Annotated in this window: 15 protein-coding genes, 6 pseudogenes and 1 other annotated feature; of the genes and pseudogenes, 7 read left to right on the forward strand and 14 right to left on the reverse strand. The window is 56.1% G+C overall.

Annotated features, from left to right (window positions below; translation table 11 throughout):
• Positions 1 to 201: 201 nt before the first annotated feature.
• On the reverse strand, positions 202 to 498 hold the full coding sequence (locus tag AU509_RS02760) for a YciI family protein (RefSeq protein ID WP_094117590.1): 297 nt from the start codon (positions 496 to 498) through the stop codon (positions 202 to 204).
• 192 nt (positions 499 to 690) lie between these two features.
• Here AU509_RS02760 and tonB point away from each other — a divergent pair, with 192 nt between their 5' ends.
• Complete coding sequence (gene tonB / locus AU509_RS02765; protein ID WP_094117591.1) at positions 691 to 1,428, forward strand: TonB system transport protein TonB; 738 nt, start codon at positions 691 to 693, stop codon at positions 1,426 to 1,428.
• A 75-nt stretch (positions 1,429 to 1,503) separates the two neighbouring features.
• Here the strand turns inward: tonB and yciA are convergent, their stop codons facing one another.
• The 9 genes and pseudogenes from yciA to AU509_RS02815 all read right to left on the reverse strand — a co-directional run bounded on the left by yciA (position 1,504) and on the right by AU509_RS02815 (position 10,970).
• Positions 1,504 to 1,929 (reverse strand): acyl-CoA thioester hydrolase YciA, encoded by a 426-nt coding sequence (gene yciA / locus AU509_RS02770; RefSeq protein ID WP_026742465.1) that lies wholly within the window; start codon positions 1,927 to 1,929, stop codon positions 1,504 to 1,506.
• Positions 1,930 to 1,970: 41 nt separating this feature from the next.
• Positions 1,971 to 2,543, reverse strand: coding sequence for a septation protein A (locus tag AU509_RS02775; RefSeq protein ID WP_094117592.1), 573 nt, complete (start codon positions 2,541 to 2,543; stop codon positions 1,971 to 1,973).
• Between the two features lie 163 nt (positions 2,544 to 2,706).
• Positions 2,707 to 3,459: a YciC family protein gene (locus AU509_RS02780; RefSeq protein ID WP_094117593.1), complete on the reverse strand. Its 753-nt coding sequence runs from the start codon at positions 3,457 to 3,459 to the stop codon at positions 2,707 to 2,709.
• A 112-nt stretch (positions 3,460 to 3,571) separates the two neighbouring features.
• On the reverse strand, positions 3,572 to 3,946 hold the full coding sequence (locus tag AU509_RS02785) for a YkgJ family cysteine cluster protein (protein WP_094117594.1): 375 nt from the start codon (positions 3,944 to 3,946) through the stop codon (positions 3,572 to 3,574).
• 460 nt (positions 3,947 to 4,406) lie between these two features.
• Positions 4,407 to 5,217, reverse strand: a pseudogene (gene trpA / locus AU509_RS02790) (tryptophan synthase subunit alpha).
• Complete coding sequence (trpB, locus tag AU509_RS02795) at positions 5,217 to 6,410, reverse strand: tryptophan synthase subunit beta (RefSeq protein WP_176223446.1); 1,194 nt, start codon at positions 6,408 to 6,410, stop codon at positions 5,217 to 5,219. The pseudogene trpA and the gene trpB overlap by 1 nt, the downstream one beginning before the upstream one ends.
• 9 nt (positions 6,411 to 6,419) lie before the next feature.
• A pseudogene (gene trpCF, locus AU509_RS02800) lies at positions 6,420 to 7,807 on the reverse strand (bifunctional indole-3-glycerol-phosphate synthase TrpC/phosphoribosylanthranilate isomerase TrpF).
• 3 nt (positions 7,808 to 7,810) lie between these two features.
• Positions 7,811 to 9,409 (reverse strand): annotated as a pseudogene (gene trpD / locus AU509_RS18440) (bifunctional anthranilate synthase glutamate amidotransferase component TrpG/anthranilate phosphoribosyltransferase TrpD).
• Positions 9,409 to 10,970: pseudogene (locus AU509_RS02815) on the reverse strand (anthranilate synthase component 1). The pseudogenes trpD and AU509_RS02815 overlap by 1 nt, the downstream one beginning before the upstream one ends.
• Before the next feature lie 21 nt (positions 10,971 to 10,991).
• Positions 10,992 to 11,091: a sequence feature (Trp leader region), on the reverse strand.
• A 220-nt stretch (positions 11,092 to 11,311) separates the two neighbouring features.
• On the opposite strand from AU509_RS02815, the gene rnm reads away from it, so the two are divergent.
• The 3 genes from rnm to rluB all read left to right on the forward strand — a co-directional run bounded on the left by rnm (position 11,312) and on the right by rluB (position 13,928).
• Positions 11,312 to 12,205 carry an RNase RNM gene (gene rnm, locus AU509_RS02820; RefSeq protein ID WP_094117597.1) on the forward strand — a complete coding sequence of 298 codons (894 nt, stop codon included), beginning with the start codon at positions 11,312 to 11,314 and terminating at the stop codon, positions 12,203 to 12,205.
• 77 nt (positions 12,206 to 12,282) lie between these two features.
• Positions 12,283 to 12,903: an L-threonylcarbamoyladenylate synthase gene (locus AU509_RS02825; protein ID WP_085651355.1), complete on the forward strand. Its 621-nt coding sequence runs from the start codon at positions 12,283 to 12,285 to the stop codon at positions 12,901 to 12,903.
• Between the two features lie 143 nt (positions 12,904 to 13,046).
• The gene (rluB, locus tag AU509_RS02830; RefSeq protein ID WP_085651354.1) at positions 13,047 to 13,928 is read left to right on the forward strand and encodes a 23S rRNA pseudouridine(2605) synthase RluB; all 882 of its coding nucleotides are present in this window, start codon (positions 13,047 to 13,049) and stop codon (positions 13,926 to 13,928) included.
• Positions 13,929 to 14,018: 90 nt separating this feature from the next.
• Here rluB and AU509_RS02835 read toward each other — a convergent pair.
• A pseudogene (locus tag AU509_RS02835) lies at positions 14,019 to 14,779 on the reverse strand (YciK family oxidoreductase).
• Between the two features lie 320 nt (positions 14,780 to 15,099).
• On the opposite strand from AU509_RS02835, the gene sohB reads away from it, so the two are divergent.
• Positions 15,100 to 16,146 (forward strand): protease SohB, encoded by a 1,047-nt coding sequence (sohB, locus tag AU509_RS02840; protein ID WP_085651352.1) that lies wholly within the window; start codon positions 15,100 to 15,102, stop codon positions 16,144 to 16,146.
• A gap of 98 nt (positions 16,147 to 16,244) precedes the next feature.
• On the opposite strand, the gene AU509_RS02845 is transcribed toward sohB, so the two are convergent.
• Positions 16,245 to 16,502 (reverse strand): YciN family protein, encoded by a 258-nt coding sequence (locus tag AU509_RS02845; protein WP_085651351.1) that lies wholly within the window; start codon positions 16,500 to 16,502, stop codon positions 16,245 to 16,247.
• 434 nt (positions 16,503 to 16,936) lie between these two features.
• On the opposite strand from AU509_RS02845, the gene topA reads away from it, so the two are divergent.
• Positions 16,937 to 19,534 carry a type I DNA topoisomerase gene (gene topA / locus AU509_RS02850; protein WP_085651350.1) on the forward strand — a complete coding sequence of 866 codons (2,598 nt, stop codon included), beginning with the start codon at positions 16,937 to 16,939 and terminating at the stop codon, positions 19,532 to 19,534.
• A gap of 175 nt (positions 19,535 to 19,709) precedes the next feature.
• Here the strand turns inward: topA and AU509_RS02855 are convergent, their stop codons facing one another.
• Entirely contained in the window at positions 19,710 to 20,054 is a 345-nt protein-coding gene (locus tag AU509_RS02855; RefSeq protein WP_094117598.1) for a DNA-binding protein, read from the reverse strand.
• A 1-nt stretch (position 20,055) separates the two neighbouring features.
• Entirely contained in the window at positions 20,056 to 21,438 is a 1,383-nt protein-coding gene (locus AU509_RS02860) for a pectate lyase (protein WP_094117599.1), read from the reverse strand.
• A gap of 629 nt (positions 21,439 to 22,067) precedes the next feature.
• On the opposite strand from AU509_RS02860, the pseudogene AU509_RS02870 reads away from it, so the two are divergent.
• Positions 22,068 to 26,707: pseudogene (locus tag AU509_RS02870) on the forward strand (AvrE-family type 3 secretion system effector).
• Positions 26,708 to 26,714 lie beyond the last annotated feature (7 nt).

The raw sequence follows: 26,714 nt of genomic DNA on the forward strand, positions 1-26,714 counted from the left end.
AATGAAAAACTTGACCCGGCAGGTGACGTTGTCACTTGAAGGCGGTTTCTTACAGGCTGTCGCGATATTGGGATGTCAGGCTGGTGAGGGAAAGCTGGAATGAACGGGATATCCCACAGGTTTGATGACGTCAGCTCGTCGCAGGCGTTCATCAGCGTTGTGGGATTTTCGCGTTGAATATCGAATCAAAGCGTGGGTCGATTAGAATACCTGTTTATACGGTTTGACGATGACCTGTTGATACACGCCTGCGGCGACATAGGGATCGGCATCCGCCCAGCTTTTGGCTTCCGCCAGGGAAGGGAATTCGGCAATCACCACGGAACCGGTGAAACCGGCGCTGCCCGGATCGTTGCTGTCTACGGCCGGTAGCGGACCGGCAGTGAACAAACGACCCTGATCGCGCAACGTTTGCAGGCGTGCAAGATGGTCTGGACGCGACGCCTGACGTTTTTCTGAAGTGCCTGCGGCGTCAGTTGAAAAGATAACATAGAACATATTGACCTCTATCATTGTCGGGAAGCGTTTTGTTTGTTCATCTTACGGTATGTCAGGAGAAGGGCAACCCCTTGAGTTTGCAAATGAATGTTTCTGGATTTGGGTTTATTTTTACAATTAGAAGGCTTCATGTTGAATATGATTGCTATTTGCATTTAAACTTGATGCGGCCTGAGAGGACACCGTAATACTATGCCGCAAAAAAAGAATTTCCTTACCCGCCGTTATTCATGGCCTGTGATCGTTTCCGTGGCATTTCACGGTTCTTTAATCGCAGCCATGCTTTATGCTTCGCTTAACCGCTCGGCGACGGTGCAGCAGGCGCCACAGCCTATTACCATGACGCTGGTTGCTCCGGCGCCGGTTGATGCCGCGCCTGCGCCTCAGCCGGAAAGCGCGCCGACGCCGCCCCAGCCTGAACCTGAACCCGAGCCTGAAATTCAGCCGCCGGAGCCTGTACCCGTTCCCGTTGCGGTTCCTGAACCCAAGCCGCAACCTAAACCGAAGCCTAAACCGCAGCCGAAACCCAAGCCGGTGAAGAAAAAGGAAAGTCCGAAGCCGGTTGAAGAGCCGAAGGAATCGCCTTTCACCAGCAATGAACCGACGAAGGCGCCTAACAATGCCCCGGTTCGTCAGGCGCCCGTGGCCAGTGCACCCGTGAGCGGACCTCTGCCGTTGAGCCGCACGCAGCCGGAATATCCAGCTCGCGCCTTTGCCCTGCGGGTAGAAGGCCGGGTGAAGGTTCAATTTGATATCGATGGGTCGGGGCGCGTCAGCGACATCCGTATCCTGTCTGCCGAACCGAAAAACATGTTTGAGCGCGATATCCGTCAGGCGATGCGGAAATGGCGATATGAAGAGAACAAGCCATCTAATAATCTGGTAGTAACGATTGTCTTTAAAATCAATGGCGGGGCGGCGATGGAGTGATGCGAGAGCCTATCTGTGCGTTGTGAGGTTTAATGAAAAACGGGCACCTGAGGGTGCCCGTTGTCTAACTAATTATTAAAGGTTTTCTGCGGTAAAATGGCTTTTCCCCTCAGGCAGTTCCCGTGATTTTCCTGCTTCGTCCACCGCCACATAGGTGAACGACGCTTCTGTCGCCCGGTAACGTTGGCCGATGGGCTCGGAAGATACTTTCTTCACCCAGACTTCAACGTTGATATTAATGGAGCTGCGGCCGGTCTTCAGACAGCGCGCATAGCAGCAAACCACATCGCCCACCGCCAGCGGTTTTAAAAAGGTCATGCCGTCGACACGCACGGTCACCACGCGGCCGTGAGCGATCTCTTTGGCCAGAATAGCGCCGCCGATATCCATTTGCGACATGATCCAGCCGCCGAAAATATCGCCGTTGGCATTGGTATCGGCAGGCATCGCCAGGGTGCGTAACACCAGCTCCCCGTGGGGTAAAAAGTCTTGATTGCTCATAAATGGTTCAATACATCATCCAGGTAAGGTGTTGTTAAAATTCAAGGATGGTGGTCGTTTTTGCTGTTCTCTTCCGCCGCTTTTTTGTCTGCGGGTAAATGACGGTAGAGGTAGACCCCACAGAGTAAGGTAAATACCAATGTAGCACCGGTCAATCCAAAAACTTTGAAGTTTACCCAGGTGCTTTGCGGCAGTCTGAACGCGACATACACATTCGCCAGCCCGCACAGGAAGAAGAAGGCCGCCCAGGCGACATTGATTCGCGCCCAAACCTGCTGGGGCAGTGTGATCTCTTTTCCCAGCATTTGCTGAATCACGTTTTTCTTCATGACGAACTGGCTGACCAGCAGAATTAACGCGAACAGCGTGTAAATCACCGTCACCTTCCACTTGATGAACTCATCATTATGGAAAGCCAGCGTTAGCGTCCCGAATATCATCACCATCGCAAACGTGACCAGCATCATTTTTTCGATTTTGCGGTAGATAAACCAACTCACTGCCAGAGCAAGCGTGGTCGATACCATCAGCGCGCCGGAAGCGACATAAATGTCGTAAAGCTTATAAAAAACGAAAAACACCACCAGGGGAAGAAAATCAAGAAGTTGCTTCATCGAGGGATTCCATACTTAAGATGCATTGATGAATGCCAGCCAGCGGCTGGCGCTCAATGCGTATTATCGCCGCTCCCGGTGTGAATGCGTCTGTCAGATCGTAATAATTTGCAGTTAATTACAATCGTTCGCAGAGTCAGGCCGCCGGGAGGGCGAGCCGGTCTCAGTTACGCAGCAGCATATAGAGACGGAACAGATAAATGAGCAGCAGTGCAGAAATAAAGTTGCTCAGGCCGTTGATGACGATAGCTATCACGGTAGGGGCCGCCAACGGCAGACGCGCAACCAGCAGCAGCAGGACCACTTTAGCGACTAGCCACAGCACTACAGCTGGGGCGGTGATGCGGAAATTGGCGAACACCAGTTTGCTGCTATAACGCATGGAAGCGAAGATACCGTGCTTTTCCGTCGCGCTAATCACTGGCGCTAAACTGAGCGCGATCGCCAGCAGGACTCCCGGGACAATCAAAAACAACATGCCTAACTGAATCAGCAGGGTGCAGATCAGGATTAGCAGCAGAAGCCGCGGTAAAATCGGCAGCGATGCGCCGATGGCTCGCAATGCGCTGGTCGGCGTGCCAGCAGAGACCATCTGAATCAGCAGCAGTAAACCGCCAACCAGTAATGTATTGCCCACCAGAGAGGCAAACGTGCCTGCCGCAGAGGCTTTCAACAAGACCATTTGCTGTTCAGGGGACATTTGCTGAATGAGATCGCTAAGACCCAGCTGTTCGCCTGCGGAGAGGTCAATATTCGAATCGTTGAGTATTTGCAGTTGTTCACTTCCCGGAGTAAACAGATGCCCCAAAACAACGGTAATAAGCGATGCCAGCAGCGACAGCAGGAGGATGCTGACGAATTGGTTACGCGTGAAATTCATTGTGTCACGGTACAATGTACTGGCCGTGATAGGCATGACAACTCCTTGGCAAAAAGGTTGGCGATAAAACTCAGTCGTTAATCGCTAATTGTAACCGGTTCGGCAAGACAGTGGCACCCCGACAGCGACCTCAACTATCTAATTCTTTTTATTCCAAACTTTCTTCCGCTTGCGGGATTATATCCCTGAGCGTCAGCGGCGGCATGCCGTAATGGGCTCGCGCCCGATCGCAGGCGTCATTCGGACGTTGGTTTTCTCCTGACGCCGCAAATTCGCGACAGGGCGAAGGGCGGTTGGCATAGATGCGACAGCTGACGGACTCGCCGATAGTGCCTTCCAATGCAGAGCAACGCGGGGTCTTGCTGTTGGTACCCTGCATGCAGCGCAAGAATGGGGTTAACGGTTCTGACAGTTCAATCGGAACCTGACCCGCGGCATCGTTGCCTTCGGCCCAATAAAACGACACACGAAAATAACCGCAGCAGGCGCCGCACTGCATACACGGATTCATACTTTCTGCCATCGAATCATCCCACGGTCTGCGACCGATTAAATTTGGGTTAAGAATAAAAATCTACTGCAGAATCGGGAAATTGGGCAGGGGGATTTTTGTGCAAAGCACGTTCTGTCTCTTTATGACGTGCGTCGTTAAATCAGTCCGTGATTGATGTCGGGTTGCGCAACGTTGGCGGTGTTAGGAATGACTCATGGCCAGCCATTGAACGCCAGTTAAAACGATGTGATGGGTTCAGAGCCAACGGTAGCCATCTGACGATCAGTCTGCGGCGGCCGTATGATATCGGTATGTCGGCAACAAGCTTTGCCTCCGCTCTCACTTCGAAATGCGCTCGGTTAGCCGCTCACATTTGGCAGGGAGAAGGCAAAGAGCGTGAGAAAATGGCAGAGGCTAATGAAAAAATCAGGCAACGTGATGGACGTTGCCTGTGGATCGTTTTCCCCAACGCGAGGGGACGTGATATCGCTTAACGCGGCTGGCGGGTCGCCGCTTTCATCCGGCTGACGAATTCGCCAGATGTTTCAGCATGTCTTCCGGCTGCTGCTGATATTGCTCGATGATTTTCACGATGGCGGAACCGGAGATTGCCCCGGCGGCTCCCGCTTTCAACGACTGCTCAACCTGAGACGGTTCAGAGATACCAAATCCCTGCAGCGGCGGCGCCGCGTGGTACTCGGTCAGTTTGTCGATGAGGTGATTCAGCGGTAGCTCGGCACGGTTTTCCGAACCGGTCACGCCCGCACGTGAAAGCAGATAGGTGTAGCCGCGGCCGAACGAAGCGATGGCGCGGAGCAGATCGTCATCCGCATTCGGCGGACAGATGAAAATCGGCGCGACTTCATGACGCATGGCCGCGGTGCGGAACGGTGTCGACTCTTCCAGCGGCACATCCGCCACCAGCACAGAATCCACGCCGACCTGCGCGCAGCGCGCGTAGAAGCATCGATGCCATTATTGAACACCAGATTTGCATACATCAGCAGTCCGATGGGCAGTTGCGGATACTTCTGTCGAACGGCTGCCAGAATGTCAAAACAGTGGTCCGGCGTGACGCCCGCTTTCAACGCGCGCAGGTTGGCGCCCTGAATAGTCGGGCCGTCTGCCAGCGGGTCGGAAAACGGAATCCCCAGTTCCAGCGCGTCAGCACCGGATTCGACCAGCGTATCGATGATGCGCAACGACATTTCAGGAAAAGGATCGCCCAGCGTGATGAAGGGAACGAAAGCGCCTTCTTTTTTCTCTGCCAGACGTCGAAACAGTGTGTGATAGCGTTCCATTACACCTCTCCCCGAGCTTTCAAAATGTCATGTACTGTGAAAATGTCTTTGTCGCCGCGACCAGACACGTTGACGACCAGAATCTGTTCTTTTTCGGGGTCGGCCTGCATGATTTTCAAGGCATGCGCCAGCGCGTGCGAAGACTCTAGCGCAGGAATAATGCCTTCATGGCGGGACAGGGCTTTAAACGCGTCCAGCGCTTCATCGTCAGTAATCGACACATAGTCAGCGCGCCCAATGCTATTGAGGTAGGCATGCTGCGGCCCGACAGACGGGAAGTCCAACCCGGCGGAGATAGAGTAGGACTCTTCAATTTGACCGTCCGCCGTCTGCATCATCGGCGACTTCATCCCAAAGTAGATCCCGGTGCGTCCGTGTTTCAGCGGCGCGCCGTGTTCTCCGCTTTCAATGCCGTGACCACCAGGTTCGATACCGATAAGTTTGACTGACGGCTCATCAATAAAGTCGGCGAACATACCAATAGCGTTAGAACCGCCTCCGACGCAGGCGAGCACCGTATCCGGCAGTCGGCCTTCGCGCTCCAGCAACTGCGCCTTGGTTTCCTCGCCGATCATGCGCTGGAACTCACGCACGATGGTCGGGAAAGGATGCGGACCCGCCGCGGTGCCTAACAAATAGTGCGCCTTGTCGTAATTGCCAGACCAGTCGCGCATCGCTTCGTTACAGGCATCTTTCAGGGTAGAAGAGCCGCTGTGAACCGGGATCACCTCCGCGCCCATCAATCGCATGCGGAATACGTTGGGGGACTGACGTTCGACATCTTTGCTGCCCATGTACACGCGGCATTTCAGACCCAACAGGGCGCAAGCCAGCGCCGTCGCCACGCCATGTTGACCCGCGCCGGTTTCCGCGATGATTTCCGTCTTGCCCATCCGTTTGGCCAGCAGCGCCTGTCCCAGGACCTGGTTAGTTTTGTGCGCGCCGCCATGCAGCAGATCTTCACGCTTCAGATACAGCTTGGTGCGGGTGCCTGCCGTCAGGTTTTTACACAGGGTCAGCGCGGTCGGCCGCCCGGCATAGTTCTTCAGTAAATCGACGAATTCCGCCTGGAACTCAGGATCGCGCTGCGCGCTGACGAAAGCCTCTTCAAGCTGACGTAAGGCGGGAACCAAAATCTGAGGGACGTATTGCCCGCCGAACTCACCGAAGTAAGGATTGAGTAATGTCATAATCAGCCTGTCTTATTTATGCAATGAAGTACGATTTTGTTGCGCGGTGCGTAGCGTTTTGAATACCGACTGGATTTTCCGCGCGTCTTTAATACCCGGCTGCGACTCCACGCCGGAGTTCATATCCAATCCCGCGCAGCCGAATGTGACGGCACGGTCGGCGTTATCCGGGGATATCCCCCCGCCAGCATCACATTGTCCAGCTTAGCGCCTTCCAGCACCTGCCAGTTGAAGGCCTGACCGCTGCCGCCTTGCGCGTTATCCAACACCATGCGATCGACATGGGGGCGTTCAAGATTAGGCAGGGCGTCGCCGACGCTGACCGCCTGCCAGATTTGACAGTCGTCAGGCAGTTGCTGACGCAGTGCCGCAATGTAAGCCGCATCTTCGTCGCCATGCAGCTGTACTGCCGTCAGCCGAAGCTCATGGGCGGCGGTGGCGATGTCGCTTAACGGCGCGTTACGGAACACGCCAACATAGCGCAGCGGCGCGCCGGCCATCACATCAGAGGCTTGCTGCACCGTGACGTAACGCGGGGATGACGCGACGAAAATTAACCCGCCGTATACGGCTCCCGCCTCAAACGCGGCTTTGGCATCTTCCGCTCGGGTCAATCCGCAGACTTTGTTATCGCCCAGAATGACACGGCGAACGGCCATAGTCAGGTCAGATTCCGACATCAGTGAACTGCCAATGAGGAAGCAGTCGGCATAGCGGCTTAGCGCCTGAATCTGCGCATAGCGGCTGATGCCGGATTCGCTGATGACCGTCACGTCCGGCGGCAGTTGTGGCGCAAGCGTGCATGTGCGGTTGAGATCGATAGATAGATCGCGAAGATCGCGGTTATTGATGCCGACAACCTGAGCCTTCAGCGCAATCGCCCGCTCCAGCTCCTGCGGGTTGCTCACTTCGGTGAGAACGCCCATTTTCAGACTGTGCGCCACTTCGGCCAGCTGCTGGTATTGGCTATCGTCCAGCACGGAAAGCATCAGCAGTATCGCATCGGCCTTATAGTAGCGGGCCAGATAGATCTGATACGGATCGATAATAAAGTCTTTGCACAGCACGGGCTGATGAACGACGGCGCTAACGCGAGTCAGAAACTCGACGTTGCCCTGAAAATATTTTTCATCCGTCAGCACGGATATCGCCGAAGCGTAGTCTTTGTAAACCTGCGCTATCGCGGCCGGATCGAAATCTTCGCGAATCAGTCCTTTCGAGGGCGAGGCCTTTTTGCACTCCAGAATAAATGCAGGCCGAGTCTGTTTCAGTGCCTGATAAAAGCAGCGTTGGCTCGGCACGACCTGTGACTGGAAATCCGCCAGCGGCTGCTGTTGACGTCGTTCTTCGAGCCAAACGGCTTTATCCCGTACGATTTTGGTTAAAACGGTATCCTGCATGGTTTACTGTCCTCTCGCTGCCAGGTCTTTCACTCGCTGATAAACCTGACCGCTGTGAATCACTTCCAATGCCTGCTGCGCATTCTGCGCCAGGTTTTCCTGCCCGAACAGTTTTAACAATAGCGCGACGTTGGCCGCAACGGCGGTGTTGTGAGCCGGTTCCCCGTTTCCTTGCAGCAGGCGCGCCAGCATATCCCGGTTTTCATCCGGCGATCCGCCAATCAGCGCCGACATGGGGTAGCTGTCCAGCCCGAAATCCCGGTGGGTCAGTTCGTAGGTTTCAATGTGACCATCGCGCAGCTCCGCCACCTGAGTCGGACCGTGGATCGCGACTTCATCCATTCCGCTGCCGTGGACGACGGCGGCGCGCTGATAGCCGAGCAGTTTCAGCGTTTCCGCCATAGGTTTCACCAGATCGGGACTGTAAACGCCGATCAGCGCCAGCGGCGGACGCGCAGGGTTGCTCAAAGGACCAAGCACGTTAAACAGCGTATGGGTTTTCAATTGCTGGCGAACCGGCGCGGCATGGCGAAACCCCGTGTGATACTGCGGCGCAAACAGGAAGCAAACGCCCAATTCATCCAATGCCTGGCGAGACGCTTCCGCTGACATGTCCAGTTTAATGCCGAAGGCGGCCAGCAGGTCCGAAGAACCGGAGCGGCTGGTGACGCTGCGGCTACCGTGCTTGGCCACTTTCACGCCGCAGCTCGCCGCTACGAAAGCGCTTGTCGTCGAGATGTTGATGCTGTTGGTGCCGTCGGCGCCAGTACCGACGATGTCGGCAAACAGGTAATCCGGGCGCGGAAATGGCTGCGCGTCTTGCAACAGCGCGCTGGCAGCGCCGGCGATTTCATCCGGCGTTTCACCACGAATTTTTATGCTAATCAGTGCGGCAGCCAGCTGTGAGGGTTCCAGTTCATTGCGGATGATCGCCGCGAACAACTGTTGGCTCTCCTCACGGCTCAACGTTTCTGCAGAGTAAAGCTTTTGAAGTATGGTTTGCATTGTCGTGTCCTTGCTTAATTTATGCCAGAGCCCATTCCAGCGTTTGATTGAGTAAGCGGGCGCCATGGGCAGTAAGAATAGATTCCGGATGAAACTGGAAGCCGCAGACACGATCCTGGTCATGGCGAACGGCCATTACCATATCATTGAAGTGTGCGTTAACGGTCAACGCTGCGGGAATATCGCTGCCCACCAGAGAATGATAGCGGGCGACCGGCAGCGGGTTGCTTAATCCGCTGAACATGGCCTGCCCATCGTGTTCGATGCTGGATGCTTTGCCATGCAGGATCTCACCGGCCTGACCTACATGGCCGCCGTAGGCTCGACGATCGCCTGATGCCCCAGGCAGATGCCGATGATGGGTAAATGACCGCGCAGTCGCTGCAACAATTCAGGCATGCAGCCCGCGTCGGCCGGGGCGCCCGGTCCCGGAGACAGCATCAGCACCGGCTGGTCCATTTGCTTCAGGCGTTCAATGATCGCGTCCGCCGACATAATGTTGCGGTATACCACGACGTGGTGGCCGCTGGCGCGCAGTTGATCGACCAGATTGTAAGTAAACGAGTCGATGTTATCGAGTAACAGAATATCAGCCATCAGAACACCTCCTTGGCATGATGGGCGCTGGCGATGGCGCGCAAAACGGCACGAGCTTTATTGCGGGTTTCATCGGCTTCGGCCTGTGGGTCGGAGTCCAGTACGACGCCGGCGCCCGCCTGTATGGTCGCGATGCCGTCTTCGACATAGGCGGAGCGGATAACGATGCAGGTATCCAAATCACCGCGGGCGGTGAAATAACCGACTGCGCCGCCATAGCTGCCGCGGCGCGTTTTTTCGCTTTCGGCAATCAGCTGCATGGCGCGAACTTTAGGGGCGCCGCTCAGCGTACCCATATTCATGCAGGCGCGGTAGGCGTGCAAGACGTCAAGATCGGCGCGCAGCTGACCGACCACGCGGGACACCAGGTGCATGACGAAAGAGTAGCGGTCGACTTTGGTCAGGTCGGCAACATAGCGACTGCCTGGTTCGCAGATACGCGCCAAATCGTTGCGCGCCAAATCGACCAGCATCAGGTGTTCCGCCAACTCTTTATGGTCGGTGCGCATTTCCAGTTCGATGCGGCTGTCCAGATCGCGATCCAATGAGCCATCCGCCCGGCGGCCACGCGGTCGGGTTCCCGCGATAGGATAGATTTCAATCTGGCGGTTAGCCGCGTCATATTTGAGCGAGCTTTCCGGAGAGGCCCCGAACAGCACGAAGTCCTGATCCTGCATATAAAACATGTAAGGACTGGGGTTGTTTTCCTTCAGCGTCTGATACGCCGCCAGCGGAGAAGGGCAAGGCAGTGTGAAACGGCGAGACGGCACCACCTGAAAAATTTCACCCAGGCGGATGGCCTGCTGCATTTGTCTAACGACGTCACCGAAGTCTTCGTCGCTCTGATTGCAGTTCAGCGTCATGCTTTCCACGTGCTGGCGAGGCAAAGCAGGCGCAGACTGCGTCAGCTGGTGCTGTAGCTGTTCAAGACGTTGTTGCAGGCGCTGACGCTCGTCGGCATTGGGTGTAAACAGCTCGCCTGTAGATGTGTGATCTGGCGCTGATGATCGACAATCAGCAGGGTTTCGGCGAGGTAAAAGCAGTAATCCGGGCAACGCTGCTGCTGATTGAGCGGAGGCAGCGTTTCAAACCCGGCAACCAGGTCATAGGCGAACAAGCCGCCGAAAAACATCGCTTCACGTTCATTGTCCGGGGAAGTCACCAGTGTAAGCAGCTGCCGCAAAGCATCGAAGGCTGACAACGAGCGCAGACGCGCATCTTCGTCTTGCATTGCGTCTGTGGCCGGGAAGGTCAGCTCTCGGCTATTCGGACGCGCTTCAACCCGCACCTCCGGCGGCAGCGCCTGGTCCAGTAACGGCAGTAGCGATGCGCCGTTGGCCGTCAGCGCCTGAACGGAAACCTGCGCCCCCATTGCCGTGATGCGCAGGGCGCTGTCTACGATCAGCAGACTCTGCAAATTCTGCTTGCTGTCGACTTCGGCGGATTCCAGTAGCAGCGTCGCGGGTCTGGCGCCGCACAGCTGATGAAATATCGCGCTCGGGTCGTCCCGGTACTTGGCCTCGGCGCGTAATAATTCAATTACTGGTTTTGTCTTTGGCATGATGGTCATTCCTTTGTCTCCATAAAAAAGCCCGCATTAAGCGGGCTTAAGGATGCTGCATATCAAATATTGGGTATGCGCGATCGTTTCGCCCTTAGAGGGAGAAACGCCACCAACCAGCACTAAATTTTTTCGATTGAATCGCCATGAGTCTGTCTCTAAACCGTTACTGAACTTGTGTACTAGTTAACTGGAACGTTATGGGTAAGTCAACCCGAAAACAAAATTAATTATGCGGGATGGATGGGAAACGGGGCGGATAAGGATGATTATCTTTCTTACCTTTTTATGACTATTGATGGCATCATGCCGTCTGAACTTATCTTTGTCCGACGAGATGGATGCACTGCGTGTCAGAAGAAACCTCCCTCCTTGCTTCATTCCCACTGTACGATCTGCACAGTCACACCAAGGCCTCTGACGGCGGACTCACACCCGCCGACCTGGTGCGCCGTGCGGTGGCGATGCGTGTTGGCGTGCTGGCCATCACCGACCATGACACCACCGCTGGCCTGAACGAAGCGCAAGAGACGATTCGGCTTGAATCGCTGCCGCTGCGACTGGTCGCTGGCGTTGAGGTGTCCACGCTGTGGGAAAATCATGAAATTCACATCGTCGGATTGGGTATCGACCCGCATCATCCCGCGATGGTGACGTTGCTTGCCGAGCAGGCGGACTACCGTCAGCAACGCGCGGAGCAAATTGCCGCCCGGCTGGAAAAGGCGCAGGTTTCCGGTGCGTTGGAAGGCGCCACCCGTCTGGCGGCCGGCGGGGTTATTACTCGCGGGCATTTTGCCCGTTATCTGGTCGAGCAAGGCAAAGCCACGGCGATTAACCAGGTGTTCAAACGCTATCTGGCGAAGGGTAAAACCGGCTATGTTCCGCCGCAGTGGTGTACAATAAAACAGGCCGTTGATGTGATTCACCAGTCCGGCGGCGTGGCGGTTATGGCTCATCCAGGCCGTTACCAGCTTAGCGCCAAGTGGTTAAAACGACTGCTGGCGCACTTTGCCGAATGTCAGGGCGATGCGATGGAAGTGGCGCAGTGTCAGCAGGCGCCCGATGAACGGACGCAGTTGGCGCGTTATGCGCAGGACTATCATTTGCTGGGATCACAGGGGTCGGATTTTCACTCTCCCTGCGCCTGGATAGAACTCGGGCGAAAACTGTGGTTGCCGGGCGGAGTGGAACCGGTTTGGGAACATCCGGCACTGAAAGACAGGCTGACGGCGTGAGCGTCAGCCGCACGTGAAAACGCGGGCGCGGAGCGTCGCTGTCGCGAATTTCGCGTTTTGAAGAGATGAGGTGGTACATGAGTCAATTTTTCTATATTCATCCCCAAAATCCGCAGGCGCGGTTGATCGCTCAGACGGTCGACGTCTTGCGTAAAGGTGGAGTGATAGTTTATCCGACCGACTCGGGCTATGCGTTGGGCTGCCAGTTGGAAGACAAATCGGCGATGGAGCGCATTTGCCGCATTCGTCATCTGGACAGCAATCACCATTTTACGTTGATGTGCCGCGACCTGTCTGAACTGTCCACCTATGCTCACGTGGACAATGCGGCGTTTCGACTCATCAAGAACAACACGCCGGGTAATTACACGTTTATTTTGAAGGGCACGAAAGAGGTTCCGCGCCGCCTGATGAATGAGAAGCGCAAAACTTTGGGCCTGCGCGTTCCGGCAAACCCGATTGCGCTGGAATTGCTGGCGGCAATGAACGAGCCGCTGATGTCCACGACGCTGATGTTACCGGGCAACGATTTCGCCGAATCCGATCCGGAAGAGATTCAGGATCACCTTGGTAAACAGGTCGACCTGATTATTCACGGCGGCTTCATCGGGCAGCAGCCTACAACGGTCATCGATCTCACCGGCGATGCGCCGGAGGTGATTCGCGAAGGCACCGGCGATATTACCCCGTTTCTTTAACGCGCCTCACCTTGGTAACATTCAGCATACAAATGGCGCGAATGCAGTTATAATCGCGCCGCAAAATTTCATGCGTGGGCGTTTTCAACGCTGGCGCATCTCTCCCCCCGACGCCTGTGAAGGCGACACTCAGAGGTTGCTCAATGAGCGAAAAGCTACAAAAAGTACTGGCGCGCGCAGGACATGGTTCACGCCGGGAAATCGAAACAATGATTCAGGCAGGGCGCATTAGCGTCGACGGTAAAATCGCCACGTTGGGCGATCGCGTCGATGTCACCAAAGCGACCAAGGTCCGTATCGACGGTCATGTGGTGACGGTACGCGACACCGAAGAGACCGTATGCCGGGTCCTGATGTATTACAAACCCGAAGGGGAACTGTGTACGCGCAGCGATCCCGACGGCCGTCCGACGGTGTTTGATCGTCTTCCCAAAATGCAGGGCGCGCGCTGGGTGGCCGTCGGTCGACTGGACGTCAACACCTCTGGTCTGCTGCTGTTTACCACCGACGGTGAATTAGCGAACCGTTTGATGCACCCGAGTCGTGAAGTCGAGCGTGAATACGCCGTTCGTGTCTTTGGCACGGTGGATGACGATAAAATCAAACAGCTGAGTAAAGGCGTACAGCTGGATGATGGTCCCGCGTCGTTCCGCACCATCCGCTATCAGGGCGGTGAAGGAATGAACCAGTGGTACAACGTGACGCTAACCGAAGGGCGTAACCGCGAAGTGCGTCGTCTGTGGGAAGCCGTGGGCGTTCAGGTGAGCCGCCTGATCCGCGTACGTTACGGCGACATTCAACTGCCGAAGAGCCTGCCACGTGGCGGCTGGTCTGAAATGAAGTTGGAAGACGTCAACTACCTGCGCGAATTGGTTCAGCTGCCGCCTGAAACCGTCAGCAAACTGCCGGTTGAACGTGAACGCCGTCGGATGAAGGCGCATCAGATCCGCCGTGCGGTAAAACGACACAGCCAGGTGAGTGCGGCGCCAAGCCGTCGTAACCCACCTTCCAAGCGCAACGGCTGATAGAAAACGGGATACCGAATTCGATACGGTATCCCGTTTTAGTTTCTTTCGATCGCCTTCCTTTCTAACTGCGGCTTCAATCCCCCCGCGTTATTCCGCCGCGCCGGGTTTCCTTCTCGGTTGGGCATCAAAACTCATCCCTGTTTTGCGTCGGCTATCATCGCCCATCAGATATAAGTAGAGCGGCATGATATCCGCTGGCGTTTTCAGCTTTTCCGGATCTTCATCGGGAAAGGCCGTTGCCCGCATCGCCGTTCGCGTTCCGCCCGGATTGATGCAATTCACCCGCAGATTACGGTGGCGATACTCTTCGGCCAGCACCTGCATCATGCCCTCGGTAGCAAACTTCGAGACGGCGTAGGCGCCCCAGCCCGCGCGGCCTTCGCGTCCGACGCTGGAGCTGGTGAATACCAGCGAAGGGCTGGACGATTTGAGGAGCAGGGGAAGTAGCGCCTGCGTCAGCATAAAGGTGGCGTTGACGTTGACCTGCATCACCTGTTGCCAAATGTCGACGGACTGTTCCGTCATGGGGGCGATCTGCCCCAGCAGGCCGGCGTTGTGCAGGACGCCGTCCAGACGCGGCATCGCCTGACTTAGCGCTTCCGCTATCTGGTGGTACTGATCCGGCGTAGCGTCAGCATGTCACACGGGATCAGATAGCTGTGCGCGCCGCACTCTTCCTGGATCTGTCGCTCGACGGCGCGCAGTTTGCTCTCGGTACGGCCTAGCAGCACCAGTCGAGCCCCGAAGCGCGCATAGATCAGCGCGGCTTCGCGTCCGATACCGTCTCCTGCGCCGGTCACCAGAATAATGCGTTGTTTCAGCAGGTCGTTTTTCGGTTGATAGTGCACGTCAATGTCCTCTTACCGTCGTTAACTCAGACGCTGAACGAAAGGGGATTGCTGTCGGCCACGCGCGGCGGCCTGAATCCGATATCGATTTTGGAAGGTATAAATAGAGGGTTTATGCCTGAAACGATAGGCGTTTTCAATCAGACTGGCACGATTTCCGGGACGCGTGTTGGAAAAAACAGCGAAAGTGTGAATTTCGTTGCTGAGGCATCGCCATTACGTATGGCATACGCTACGTTATGACACTGATGTTAGGCAACCCAGGCAGGAGCGCTGACCGAGTTAGTTTCCTGCTCGTCACAGAACAAAAGGCGGTATTCGTGGAATTAGTGGCTTTATATGGATTATTTCTGGCAAAAACATTGACCGTCGTGGTCGCCATCGGTGCGCTGGTAGTGCTGACCGTCGGGCTGTCTCAGCGAAAACGTCAGCGGGGCGGAGAGTTGCAGGTTATCGATCTCGGCGAACAGTATCGCGGCGTGCAGCAGGAGATGGAAAGCGCGGCATTGGGCGATGCGGAGCGCAAGGCGCTGGAGAAAAAGCATAAGAAAGAGGAAAAGGCCAAGGCTCGATTGGAGAAGCAGCGCAGTCGACGCGGCGATGAGATCGAGGGTAAACCGAGCCTGTATGTACTCGATTTCAACGGAAGTATGGACGCCTCTGAAGTCAGTTCGCTTCGCGAAGAAATTTCCGCGGTCATGGCCGTGGCCCGCAAGAACGACGAAGTGTTGTTAAGACTCGAAAGCCCCGGTGGCGTAGTGCATGGCTACGGTCTGGCAGCCTCACAGCTACAGCGTTTGCGTGATAAAGGCATTCGTCTGACGGTGGCGGTCGATAAAGTCGCGGCCAGTGGGGGATATATGATGGCCTGCGTGGCGGATCGCATTGTAGCGGCGCCGTTCGCCATCGTCGGTTCTATCGGCGTCGTCGCGCAACTGCCTAACTTTAACCGGTTGCTCAAAAATAACGATATCGATGTCGAGCTGCATACGGCAGGCGAATATAAACGGACCCTGACGCTGTTCGGCGAAAATACGGATGCCGGACGGGAGAAATTCCGCGAAGAGCTGGATATCACGCATCAGTTGTTCAAGTCTTTCGTCAGCGAAATGCGTCCTGGCTTGGATATTAATGCCGTGGCGACAGGTGAACACTGGTTCGGTACTCAGGCGAAAGCGCTGGGGCTGGTGGACGCAATTGGCACCAGCGACGATTTGCTGATTGCGGAGATGGATACGTACAACGTCCTGTCAGTACACTACACGCGCCGTAAACGTCTGATGGATCGTTTCACCGGCAGCGCGGGGGCCACGCTGGAGCGCTTGATGCTGCGCTGGTGGCAAAAAGGGCAACAGCCTCTCCTGTAACCTGCCGTATTTAGCCCGCTAAGAGGCGGGCTATCCTTCCCTATAGTGACGCTTTCCGAGGCCTCTGCGCCGACTCACCTGCCTTACCGTCGACGAGACTAGTCCTTCAGGGTGTATTTCTCAGACAACTCATGCGCCAGATATTTGAACATATTGAATACGGCGGTGGTTTTGCGCGAAGGGAGCCCTTCGTCGTCAAGGAAATAGTCACCACGAAAAACCAATACGCCGTTTTTTTGCTCGACGTCGGTGGCTTCAATACCGTGCAAATAGTCATCGTGATTTTTAATGAGGGTATTGGCTTCAGCCAGCAAGGTGGCGCGATCGATGAGGGTCTTTTCTTTATTAGTGTGCATAACGCCTGTGCTCCTGCGAATAAAATTCTGCGGCATTGTACTGCCTGACGCCTTCACACGGCAAATCGCCAGATTTTTATCTTACCCGTTTGAGGTCTTACGGGGGGATCGGTGGCGAAAACCGCCTTTACATGCTAATTAAGTTGCGTGGTCGCATTTATCAGGTAGAGTGTGGGATTTTCCAGAGTCAAGCAGAATAATTTATTTACGCCGTGGATGATAAACGTTATCTATGGTTACAATGCTGTAAATGACTATTCCCACGGGATCATAGAGTTGCGACGGATCAGCGGTGCCAGCGAGCCCGTAAAGACAAGAACACAATGATGTTCCTCGCAGCCGAAAGCGAATTGAGCTGGGGTGGTGACGGTTATCATCCCGTGTTGGTAAAGATTTCTTCTTTTCTTAAAGAATTCAGTAGGTAACAATAAATTATGGGTAAAGCTCTCGTCATAGTTGAGTCCCCGGCAAAAGCCAAAACGATCAATAAGTATCTTGGCAATAACTATGTGGTTAAATCCAGCGTTGGTCATGTGCGTGACCTGCCGACCAGCGGCTCTGCGAGTAAAAAGAGCGCGGATTCCTCACAGGGAAAAACCAAAAAAGCGCCTAAGAAGGACGAAAAGACCGCGTTGGTCAATCGTATGGGCGTCGATCCTTATCATGACTGGGCGGCAAATTACGAGATCCTGCCGGGCAAGGAAAAAGTCGTTGCCGAGCTGAAGACGCTGGCGGAAAACGCCGACCATGTTTATCTCGCAACCGACCTTGACCGCGAAGGGGAAGCCATTGCATGGCACCTGCGGGAAATTATTGGTGGAGATGAAACGCGCTTCAGCCGCGTCGTATTTAACGAAATTACCAAAAACGCGATCCAGCAGGCGTTCGAAAATCCGGGCGAACTGAACATCGACCGCGTCAACGCCCAACAGGCTCGTCGATTCATGGACCGCGTCGTGGGTTACATGGTTTCGCCGTTGCTGTGGAAGAAGATCGCACGTGGTCTGTCCGCCGGACGCGTCCAGTCCGTCGCGGTGCGCTTAGTCGTAGATCGTGAACGTGAAATCAAAGTGTTCGTGCCTGAAGAGTACTGGGAACTTCACGCGGACCTGCTGGCGTCAAGCGACGTTGCATTAAAAATGCAGGTCACGCATCACAACGGCAAGCCTTTCAAACCGGTTAACAAAACGCAGACCCACGCGGCGGTTTCTCTGTTGGAGAAGGCCAGCTACGTGGTGTCCGACCGCGAAGATAAACCGACCAGCAGCAAACCCGGCGCACCTTTTATTACCTCCACGCTGCAACAGGCTGCGAGCACGCGTCTCAGCTTCGGCGTGAAAAAGACCATGATGATGGCGCAGCGTCTGTATGAAGCGGGGCACATTACCTATATGCGTACCGACTCCACCAACCTGAGTCAGGATGCGCTGGAAATGGTTCGCGGCTTTATCGGCGATGAGTTTGGTCAACGTTACCTGCCGGATGCGCCGAATCACTACAGCAGCAAAGAAAACTCTCAGGAAGCGCATGAAGCGATTCGTCCTTCCGACGTCAACGTGCAATCCGAACAGTTAAAAGATATGGAGCCGGATGCGCAGAGGCTGTATCAGCTGATCTGGCGTCAGTTCGTCGCCTGTCAGATGACGCCGGCGCAGTACGATTCCACCACGCTGACGGTCAGCGCTGGCGACTACCAGCTGCGCGCCAAAGGCCGTACGCTGCGTTTCGACGGTTGGACCAAAGTCATGCCTGCGCTGCGCAAAAACGATGAAGATCGTTCTCTGCCTGCGGTGGAGGTGGGCGAAGCCCTGACGCTCGACAAACTGTTGCCGAGCCAGCATTTTACCAAGCCGCCTGCGCGTTACAGCGAAGCTTCTCTGGTGAAAGAGCTGGAAAAACGCGGGATCGGTCGCCCGTCTACCTATGCTTCCATCATTTCGACGATTCAGGATCGTGGCTATGTTCGGGTAGAAAACCGTCGTTTCTACGCGGAAAAAATGGGCGAAATCGTCACTGACCGTCTGGAAGAGAACTTCCGTGAACTCATGAGCTATGACTTTACCGCGCGGATGGAAAGCAGCCTCGACCAGGTCGCCAACAATCAGGCGAAGTGGAAAGCCGTGCTGGACGAGTTCTTCGATGAATTCACCAAGCGTCTGGAAACGGCCGAGCTGGATCCGGATGCGGGCGGTATGAAGCCGAACCAGATGGTGCTGACCAGCATCGACTGCCCGACCTGTAGCCGTAAAATGGGCATTCGCACCGCCAGCACCGGCGTGTTCCTGGGCTGTTCCGGCTATGCGCTGACGCCTAAAGAGCGCTGCAAAACGACGATTAACCTGATTCCGGAAGAGGAAGTGCTGAATATCCTCGAAGGGGATGAGGCGGAAGCGCATGCGCTGCGCGCGCGCCGTCGTTGCCCGAAATGCGGTACGGCGATGGACAGCTACCTGATCGACAATCAGCGCAAGCTGCACGTGTGCGGTAACAACCCGTCTTGTGAAGGGTATGAAATCGAAACCGGCGAGTTCCGTCTGAAAGGCTACGACGGCCCGGTGGTTGAGTGCGACAAGTGCGGCGCGGAAATGCACCTGAAAATGGGGCGTTTCGGTAAATACATGGCGTGTACCAACGACGACTGCACCAACACACGTAAGATCCTGCGTAGTGGCGAAGTCGCTCCGCCGAAAGAAGATCCGGTACCGCTGCCTGAGCTGCCTTGTGAGAAGTCCGATGCTTATTTTGTGCTGCGAGACGGCGCCGCCGGTGTGTTCCTGGCCGCTAATACGTTCCCGAAATCGCGTGAAACGCGCGCGCCGCTGGTAGAAGAACTGCTGCGCTTCAAGGATCGGTTGCCGGAAAAACTGCGCTATCTGGCCGATGCGCCCGTCAACGACGGTGCGGGCAACAAAACGATGGTGCGTTACAGCCGTAAAACCAAACAGCAGTACGTCTCGTCTGAAAAAGACGGTAAGGCGACCGGCTGGTCCGCATTCTATGTGGATGGCAAATGGGTTGAAACCAAGAAATAATCTTCATCCCGACGGCGAGCGTAAAGCCGCTCCGTTCGACAGGTAAGATGATGACAACGAGGCCGTTTTTGACGGCCTCGTTTTTTTGTCGAACGATCATATAATCCGCGGCCATAGCGTGTTGCTGTATAGCAACGCCAACGTCGATCCCCGGCAAATGACATCGGGCGCGCCGTTAATCCGCGTGACGTTGAGCCTGAAGGGCGATCAGATGGTCGGCAATGACGCGAATGATCCAGAATGCCGTTTGCCCGACATCACTGTTCAAGCCCGACGTCAGACGATCCCCCGCAGTCCCCAGAAAGTCCGCCTCCAGTGAATCCACGAAGGCGTCGAAATCAAATACCCCCGCTCGCGGTTTATCTTTATGACTTAATACCTGATCTATCCGTGTCGACACCAGATGAATGGCCTTTTCGAATGCGCGTCGTTCGGCAGGCGACAGAGAGCCGCCTGGCGTGACATGGTCACGCCAACGGGCGGAAGAGTCGCAGGAAAAAGAGGGCGTTCTGTTATCCATCTCAGCTGACCTTCAGTTCGGCCGAGGTCGGCACTTTGAACGGATTATTGACGTTGGTCAGGCTATTATTGTGGCCGGTGACATTGAGCCCTTCGCTGTCGCTTTTCACGAAGGCGAACTTGCCGTTTTCCGCATCAATATTGTTGAGGTTGAGATTCCAGTTCCCTTGCTGGCCGCCGTTGGTCCTCACAAGGGTTCCAAAATCTTTGACTTTGAAATTGTCGACCGTGAAGTTAGCGTCCGCATTTAACTGGAAAACCTTGTCGGAGGCTCCCTGCGCGCTGCTGTTGGTGATCGTTACATTGGCAGGGCGACCCGCGTTGTCCTTGACCGTTAAGGCATCCTCGCCGACGTTGGTCCAGTGGACATTATCGATCGTGGCGTCGCCGTGCAGGTGAATACCATCCGCGGCATTATCGCCGAAAATCACATTTTTAACCGAGCCGCCGTCCGCGACTTCAAACAGCGGTTTCTGTCCTTCCGTCTGGCTGCCATTGCCCAGTCCCGCCCCGGCGACATAAGTTTTGCCCTGGCCGTCAAACGTTTCCCCTGCGCCAACTTTGATCGGTTCGTTCACGACCACCGCATTAGCGTTATCGGCCGTTGGAAAACTGACGGCGGCGCTTTGCGAGGTTGCGGACGGCGTTTCCTCCGACTGAACCGGAAGACTGTCTGATGATGGGCTGTTGCCATGCGTGCCCGGCAGCGATGATCCTCCCTTAGCCTCAGGCACTGTTTCTGCGGTTTGGGGCTCCGCTGAAGGGGAACCTGATGCGCTATTCAGCGGCTGCGACGAAGGAGCGACCGATGAGCTGCCGCTGTCGGCGTTTCCGTTCTGCGGTTGGCCGAACGAACTCTTCTGGTTGTCCATCAGCATCGCGATCAGTTGCAGCAGCGTTTGAGACAGTTCGTCGCTGCTGAGTTGTCCTCCGCCGTCCTGTGTTGGCGACAGGCTGCCTGCCAGCGCGTTGCTTCCCGCGTTCTGCAACGTATCACGGCTCAAATCCTGTGGATGCGCGGAGACCGTCGTCCCTCTCTGTGGCGCGCTTTGTCCACTCTGGGGCATCAGCGTATCCAGCAGCTTGCCGAGCGTCTCAAGCTGGTTTTGCTGATTCTGATTATTCCGACCGCCAATTCCGTCCGCGCCGCCGCCGTTGTTCTCAGAGGGACTTACGCCAGCCGACGGCGTCTGGCTTCCGGCTTGCAGCGTTAGTAATAAAGCCGCCAGCAGTTTGGCTAAGCTATCTAGCGCCGCCGCGTTTTGTGTCGAACTGAGGTCGTTATTTTGACGTTCTGTCGTGAGATTTTGTGACGTGTTGCTGTCCAAACTGGCGTGATTCATGCCGGAGCCGGGCAGAGTAAGCGTGATATTCATATCTGACATAGCGTGCGCCTCGCAGGATGACATTGAGTAAAAAACAGGCTGCGGCAAATATGGAATAGCCGGTTAGCCGTTCTATGGGTGGCTCAAATGATCGCCCGGTTCCTGGCCCCGAAGGGCGAAGGGATAAGCTCAAGCTATCCACTCTCTCGTTTTCTTTCTCTGCGGAACTGAATGTGTTTTCCCAACCACTTACTCGGCAATCACCTTTTATCCAGAAACCTCTTTGGGAGACGACGATGTTGGGGAATATCAGACACATTCATCATAAGACGGTGGCGGAAGTGCATGCGCCGCCTGTGTCCGGAGAAGGCCGGGCGGTCTCTCTGGGACACACCTCCGTCGCGGGACAGAAAGCGACCCGTTCGTTGGCGCAGGAGGGGATGCGTCTGGCGTCAACGCCTCGCGTCAGCCAGCCCGCGCAACATCCTGAGGCTTTGGGATCGCAGGTAGGGCGGTCACCCAATCTGCGCGATATGAGAGAGGCCATCGACCGTGCGATGCAGAACGCGCCCGATACTGAGGCGACGGCTGAAACGCCGGTTAAAACGGTCACCACGCTCCGGGAACTGCTGCAACGTTCTCTGTCGCGTCAGTCTTCCTCCAGCGCCGGTTCGTCCCGTACGGGCAGCATGCACAGCGCGGTTTCTCACTTCAGTGAGGCGGCAAGCACAAACGCCGATCACGCGCCTGCGGCGGTCGGTCTGGGGCTTTCACTGGATAAAAAAGGCAAGGTCATTGTGGGCGATGAAGTTCCGGCCCCACTGAAAACGGTACTATCCCAAACGCTGGGTAAACACGATGTGCCGTTTGTGGCGCATCACAAGAACTCGAACGGCACCCATCATGTGTTAATGGATAAAATAGGGCGATTGTTCAGCCTTCATCACGGCAAACATGGTCTGGTGGGGTTGCACAGCAGCGTTCCCTCACGAAAAGACAGCGAGCTATTGCACAGTAAAGCCTCAGCAGGCTACTCACTGCATTTGTCTGAAACCCAGGTGCATACCGAGGCAAACATCAACGGTAAAGATGCCGGATCACAGTCGTTGCCGAATCCCACCGGCGGACTCCAGTCGCAATTGTCCGGGATTTTTCTGGACGATCATGACGAGGCGTTGCGCCTGCATGATGGTAAGTTGTTCAGTCTGAGCCCCGATGGCGTCTGGCAGCAGAAAGACGATCGCAAGCATTCGCAGTTGTCCCGTCAGGCGGACGGCGGACTGTATGCGGTGAAGGAAAACCACACGTTAAGCAACCTGTCTGCCGGCATGGAGTCGGCGGCCTTTGCCGACAAGATTACCTCTTTCTCCTCCAATCTCGATGGCCAGACGGTGGTGTTGACGACACCTGACAGCGGCGTAGGCAAGCTTCATTTACTGCCGACACTGGACGCACCCCTGGCCGAGCATCGGGCATTGCAACTTTCTCTGAACGGCACACACGCATTAGAACGCGGCAGCGAACAGGTGGATGCCAAAGCCGTCGGGCTCGATAGACAACAGCTATTGGTGGCCGATCATGAAGGGCGGGTGTTTGCCGGAACGTTGCCACAGGGCGACGGGCATCAGGTCGAACTGACCCCCTTGCATAGCCCGGATTTGGAAGGTTCTCTGGGGAAAGGTCATCACACGGAGGGCTTTGTCAGCAATGGCGAAGGCAGTCTGCATGCGGTGGTCAAGGATGCGCAGGGACATAAGCACTTGGCCGCCCCCGCGTCGGAAGGCCGCGGCTTCAAACCAGGGTGGAATCTCAGCGATTCGCTGGTGGTAGACCACAAAATGGGGCTGCTAAACGTTGCGCCGCCCTCGTCGTCCGTCATGAATATGGGGCGCTTCGGCATGATGGCGCTGCATGAAGGCAAGGTGCATTACGTGGACAGCACCACCCGCAGTTGGACGCCCACGTCGATTTCCGCCAGTCAGCTCAAACGCGGCCTGGATAACCAGCCCTACGTCCTGCACGACGGTCAGGTTAAGGCGCTGTCGATCAATCAGAAAGCAGACAGCGTCGTTCATGGCGACAGCAACGTCTTCGCTCTCAGCACGCGCGCAATGCGCCAAAGGCGGGCGATGCGCTGCCGGGATTGGAAAAAAAACGGGGGGCCGTCGCATTAGCCGTGGTGAACCCTAATCGGTTCATCTCCGCCGACGCTGCGGGCGAAATTCAACTGCATCAGATCCGTCCCGGCACAAACCGCGCGTCGGTTCCTGCCACGGCGCTGCCTAAAGACGGGTTGACGGGCAAGATCGCCGATCTGGCGCTGGATCGCGATAGCAACCTGTTCGCGCTCAACCGAGATGGGGCTTTATTTACCTTGCCCCGCGACGCCTGGCAGGGCGAGCATGTGGGAACGGTTGGCGCGCGATGGCAACCGGTGGACACGCCCGAAGGCGTTAAGGCCGACCGGCTGGATACCACGCCGGAACATGATCTGGTGGTCCATCAGGGCGATCGTCAACAGCGTCTGACTCCAGGCGGATGGGCGGAGCATCGGCCAAACACGGCGATTACCCCGGCTCAGCCGCGCGCGGCGGAAACGGTCTATCAACGACTACGTGGTGACACCAAGGCCGTGTCTATCCCCGGTACCGGATTGACGGCGCAGCTGGATACGCAAGTGCTGGGACAAGCGGCGCAGGAAAACAAAAAGACCAACAGCGGTTTTGTCGATCGTATGCGCGCGAATGTCATCAAACTGCCGGCTGAGCTGGGGAGAAGCGTGGGCGATGGCATTCAGCACCACTTTAAAGGCCGGGCGGGACTGCATCCGCTCTATTCCGCTCAGGCCTCAGTCTTCAAACGGCTGGAGGTGCTGAATACACAACGACAACAGAGTCCGTCGATGAACCGCACCGACCTGAAGACCAAGCTAAGCCAGCTGGATCTGGGCGATGCGGGCAAGCCGCTGATGGCGGCGCTGCATCGGTTTCATCAGGATCTGGAGCTGAGTTCGGGCAACGCGGCGCTGTTGCTCGGTAAGCATCAGGGCCTGATTAACGCCAAAGGCGACATCCATCATCAGTTCACTCCGTCGGCGCTAAAGTCCGCCATTCAAGGCCTGAATTCGCACCGTTCCGGGAAGAGCCTCAGTGAGGCGTTGATGACGGCAACGCTGGCGCATCCTTCCTCGACGGACAGCAAGGCGACCGCGCTGTTGAAACAGTTCGTCTTGAAGAAAGTGGATATGAGTTACCAAAGCGACAAGCTGGTTCAGGGCGCGCACCGCGACGTGCATGATGCAATGGCGCTGACAAAATCGCGTCTGGCGCTGGACACGCTCACGATCGGCGATCTGCATGGCATCGTGGATAAGCTGGCCCAATACTCCGGCGCGTCACCGACAAAGGCGGATCTCCAGCCGATGCATGAAGCGCTGGCGCTGCTGCGAGATCATCAGTATGGCCATCACGAAGTGAAGCGCGCCACGGATATGGGATTCACCAGTTTCTCGGCGCTAGAGGCGGACTATGACGCGGTGAAAACCTTTACGCGCGCCTTCAAGGATGAACGGCATGCCGTCAGCGTGACGTCGCGTACGTCTTTGCAGGCGGGCGATCAAGAGCAATTAGCCCAAAAAATGAAAGACACCGTGCTGTCGCTGAATGCCGGTGAAAGTATCAGCTTCAACCGGAACTACAACGCGGGCGTGAGTTCGGTCTATGTGATGCCGACTCAACTGGCTAAGGTGACCATCAACCACATTCCGTCGCCGTTGATCGCCAGCGGCGGAGTGACCGGCGATCGTGGCTATAGCCTGAGTTTCAGTCGGGGAGACAGCGGTATTGAGGTGAGCTTTGGCCGTACCGGCGGCCTCAGCGCCAAGGCCGGGATGATCGTGGGTCATGAACCGAAAGCCACGGCAGAAAATCTCATCCTGGATGACGACCACACGCTGACGTTCGACCTCAGGGTGGGCGTTAGCGGCTCCGCCACGATTGGGGCGTCCCGCCAGAATGGCCTCAGTTTCACGCTGAGCGAAAAAGAGCTGCCGTCGTTTATCGATGAACTGACGCGGGGGGCGATCAATCCGCTGGAACTGGTTAAAAAAGGGACAGAGCACCAGGTCAAGCAGGGGCTTTCTGTGACGTTCGACGTGGACGGCGCGTTCACTCTCGACGGACGTGCTGCGGTTAACATGACGGATAACGACAACCAAACCTTCTCCACCACGACTCGCGCGTCGTTGGGCGTCAGCGGGGGCGTCAATGTGCTGTCCGCGAGTCACGATCACAGCACGGTTCGGGGCGATCTGAGTGAGAAAAGTACCGCCAGCAACAACCGTGTCCGGTTCTTTAATCATGCCTCCGTCGGTGCGAATGCGGCGCTCTGGGCGGGGATGGCGACAACGCAACCGGGCAAAGGCACGCTGCCGGCTGGATTTGGCACCGGCGCGTCCGCCACGCTCTCGGTCGATACCAAAACCAGCCATAGCATCGCGCTAAAGGTAAAGGTCGCGGAGCCGCTTCAGAAGAACGATATCGAGGAACTGACGGCCTCCCTTGAGAAACATTTTGGCGATGTGGAAACCCAACACCTACTTGGCGGCGTGAAAAAGCTGGATGACATCGACGAACAGCTCGCCATCGTGCACCGGCACTTTGACGCCAAAACGCCGCAAAGCGATGGTCAGTACAACGCGATGCAGTCGCTTAGCAAGGCCGTGCGGCAGCAGTCAGCGGCAAAGCAACAGGCGGTGATGCTCTCCAGCGTCAGCCACAGCGCCAGCTACGCCAACTTATCGAAGTTGGACAGCAACGGGGTGTTACACGCGCTGCGCAAGTTGGTGAGCGATAACCTGCCGCCAACCAACGCCGAACGCATTCACGCTTTTATGAGCGACGATCCGGCATTGAAAGCCGTGATCACTCATTTGCAATCGCTGCCTAATGCGTCGGCCAGCGTGAATCTGGAACCGAAAGACGCCGTGAAAGAGCAGGTGGAAAAGGGCATTCAGAACAATAGCCTGAGTAAACAAGCGATCGTCGACCTGTTTAAAGACAGCAACAACCTTCGCATTGGTTCGATCAGCTTTACCGAGACGGTGAAGAAGAAGGAAGGCTTCACGTTTCCGACGCCTATCGTCGGGGCGTCCAGCAGCGTGGACGTCAGTATGAGCAAGTCACTCGGGGAAATTCATTTCTCCTACGGACAGAATCAGGACACGCCGAGGCATTTCAGTCTGGAAGGCGACATCGCGCGGGCTAATCCAAGCCTGGCGCAGGCACTGGACAGCCTGCATCAGGAAGGGATGACGCTGGCGAAACACTGATACACGA

The organism is Lonsdalea britannica (genome assembly GCF_002111595.1).
Lineage (GTDB): Bacteria > Pseudomonadota > Gammaproteobacteria > Enterobacterales > Enterobacteriaceae > Lonsdalea > Lonsdalea britannica.

What these genes read in the sequence shown, in the direction of transcription:
- AU509_RS02760 (WP_094117590.1), bottom strand. Translation starts at nt 498, where the DNA reads ATGTTCTATGTTATCTTTTCAACTGACGCCGCAGGCACTTCAGAAAAA.
- tonB (WP_094117591.1), top strand. Translation starts at nt 691, where the DNA reads ATGCCGCAAAAAAAGAATTTCCTTACCCGCCGTTATTCATGGCCTGTG.
- yciA (WP_026742465.1), bottom strand. Translation starts at nt 1,929, where the DNA reads ATGAGCAATCAAGACTTTTTACCCCACGGGGAGCTGGTGTTACGCACC.
- AU509_RS02775 (WP_094117592.1), bottom strand. Translation starts at nt 2,543, where the DNA reads ATGAAGCAACTTCTTGATTTTCTTCCCCTGGTGGTGTTTTTCGTTTTT.
- AU509_RS02780 (WP_094117593.1), bottom strand. Translation starts at nt 3,459, where the DNA reads ATGCCTATCACGGCCAGTACATTGTACCGTGACACAATGAATTTCACG.
- AU509_RS02785 (WP_094117594.1), bottom strand. Translation starts at nt 3,946, where the DNA reads ATGGCAGAAAGTATGAATCCGTGTATGCAGTGCGGCGCCTGCTGCGGT.
- rnm (WP_094117597.1), top strand. Translation starts at nt 11,312, where the DNA reads ATGCACTGCGTGTCAGAAGAAACCTCCCTCCTTGCTTCATTCCCACTG.
- AU509_RS02825 (WP_085651355.1), top strand. Translation starts at nt 12,283, where the DNA reads ATGAGTCAATTTTTCTATATTCATCCCCAAAATCCGCAGGCGCGGTTG.
- rluB (WP_085651354.1), top strand. Translation starts at nt 13,047, where the DNA reads ATGAGCGAAAAGCTACAAAAAGTACTGGCGCGCGCAGGACATGGTTCA.
- AU509_RS02845 (WP_085651351.1), bottom strand. Translation starts at nt 16,502, where the DNA reads ATGCACACTAATAAAGAAAAGACCCTCATCGATCGCGCCACCTTGCTG.
- topA (WP_085651350.1), top strand. Translation starts at nt 16,937, where the DNA reads ATGGGTAAAGCTCTCGTCATAGTTGAGTCCCCGGCAAAAGCCAAAACG.
- AU509_RS02855 (WP_094117598.1), bottom strand. Translation starts at nt 20,054, where the DNA reads ATGGATAACAGAACGCCCTCTTTTTCCTGCGACTCTTCCGCCCGTTGG.
- AU509_RS02860 (WP_094117599.1), bottom strand. Translation starts at nt 21,438, where the DNA reads ATGTCAGATATGAATATCACGCTTACTCTGCCCGGCTCCGGCATGAAT.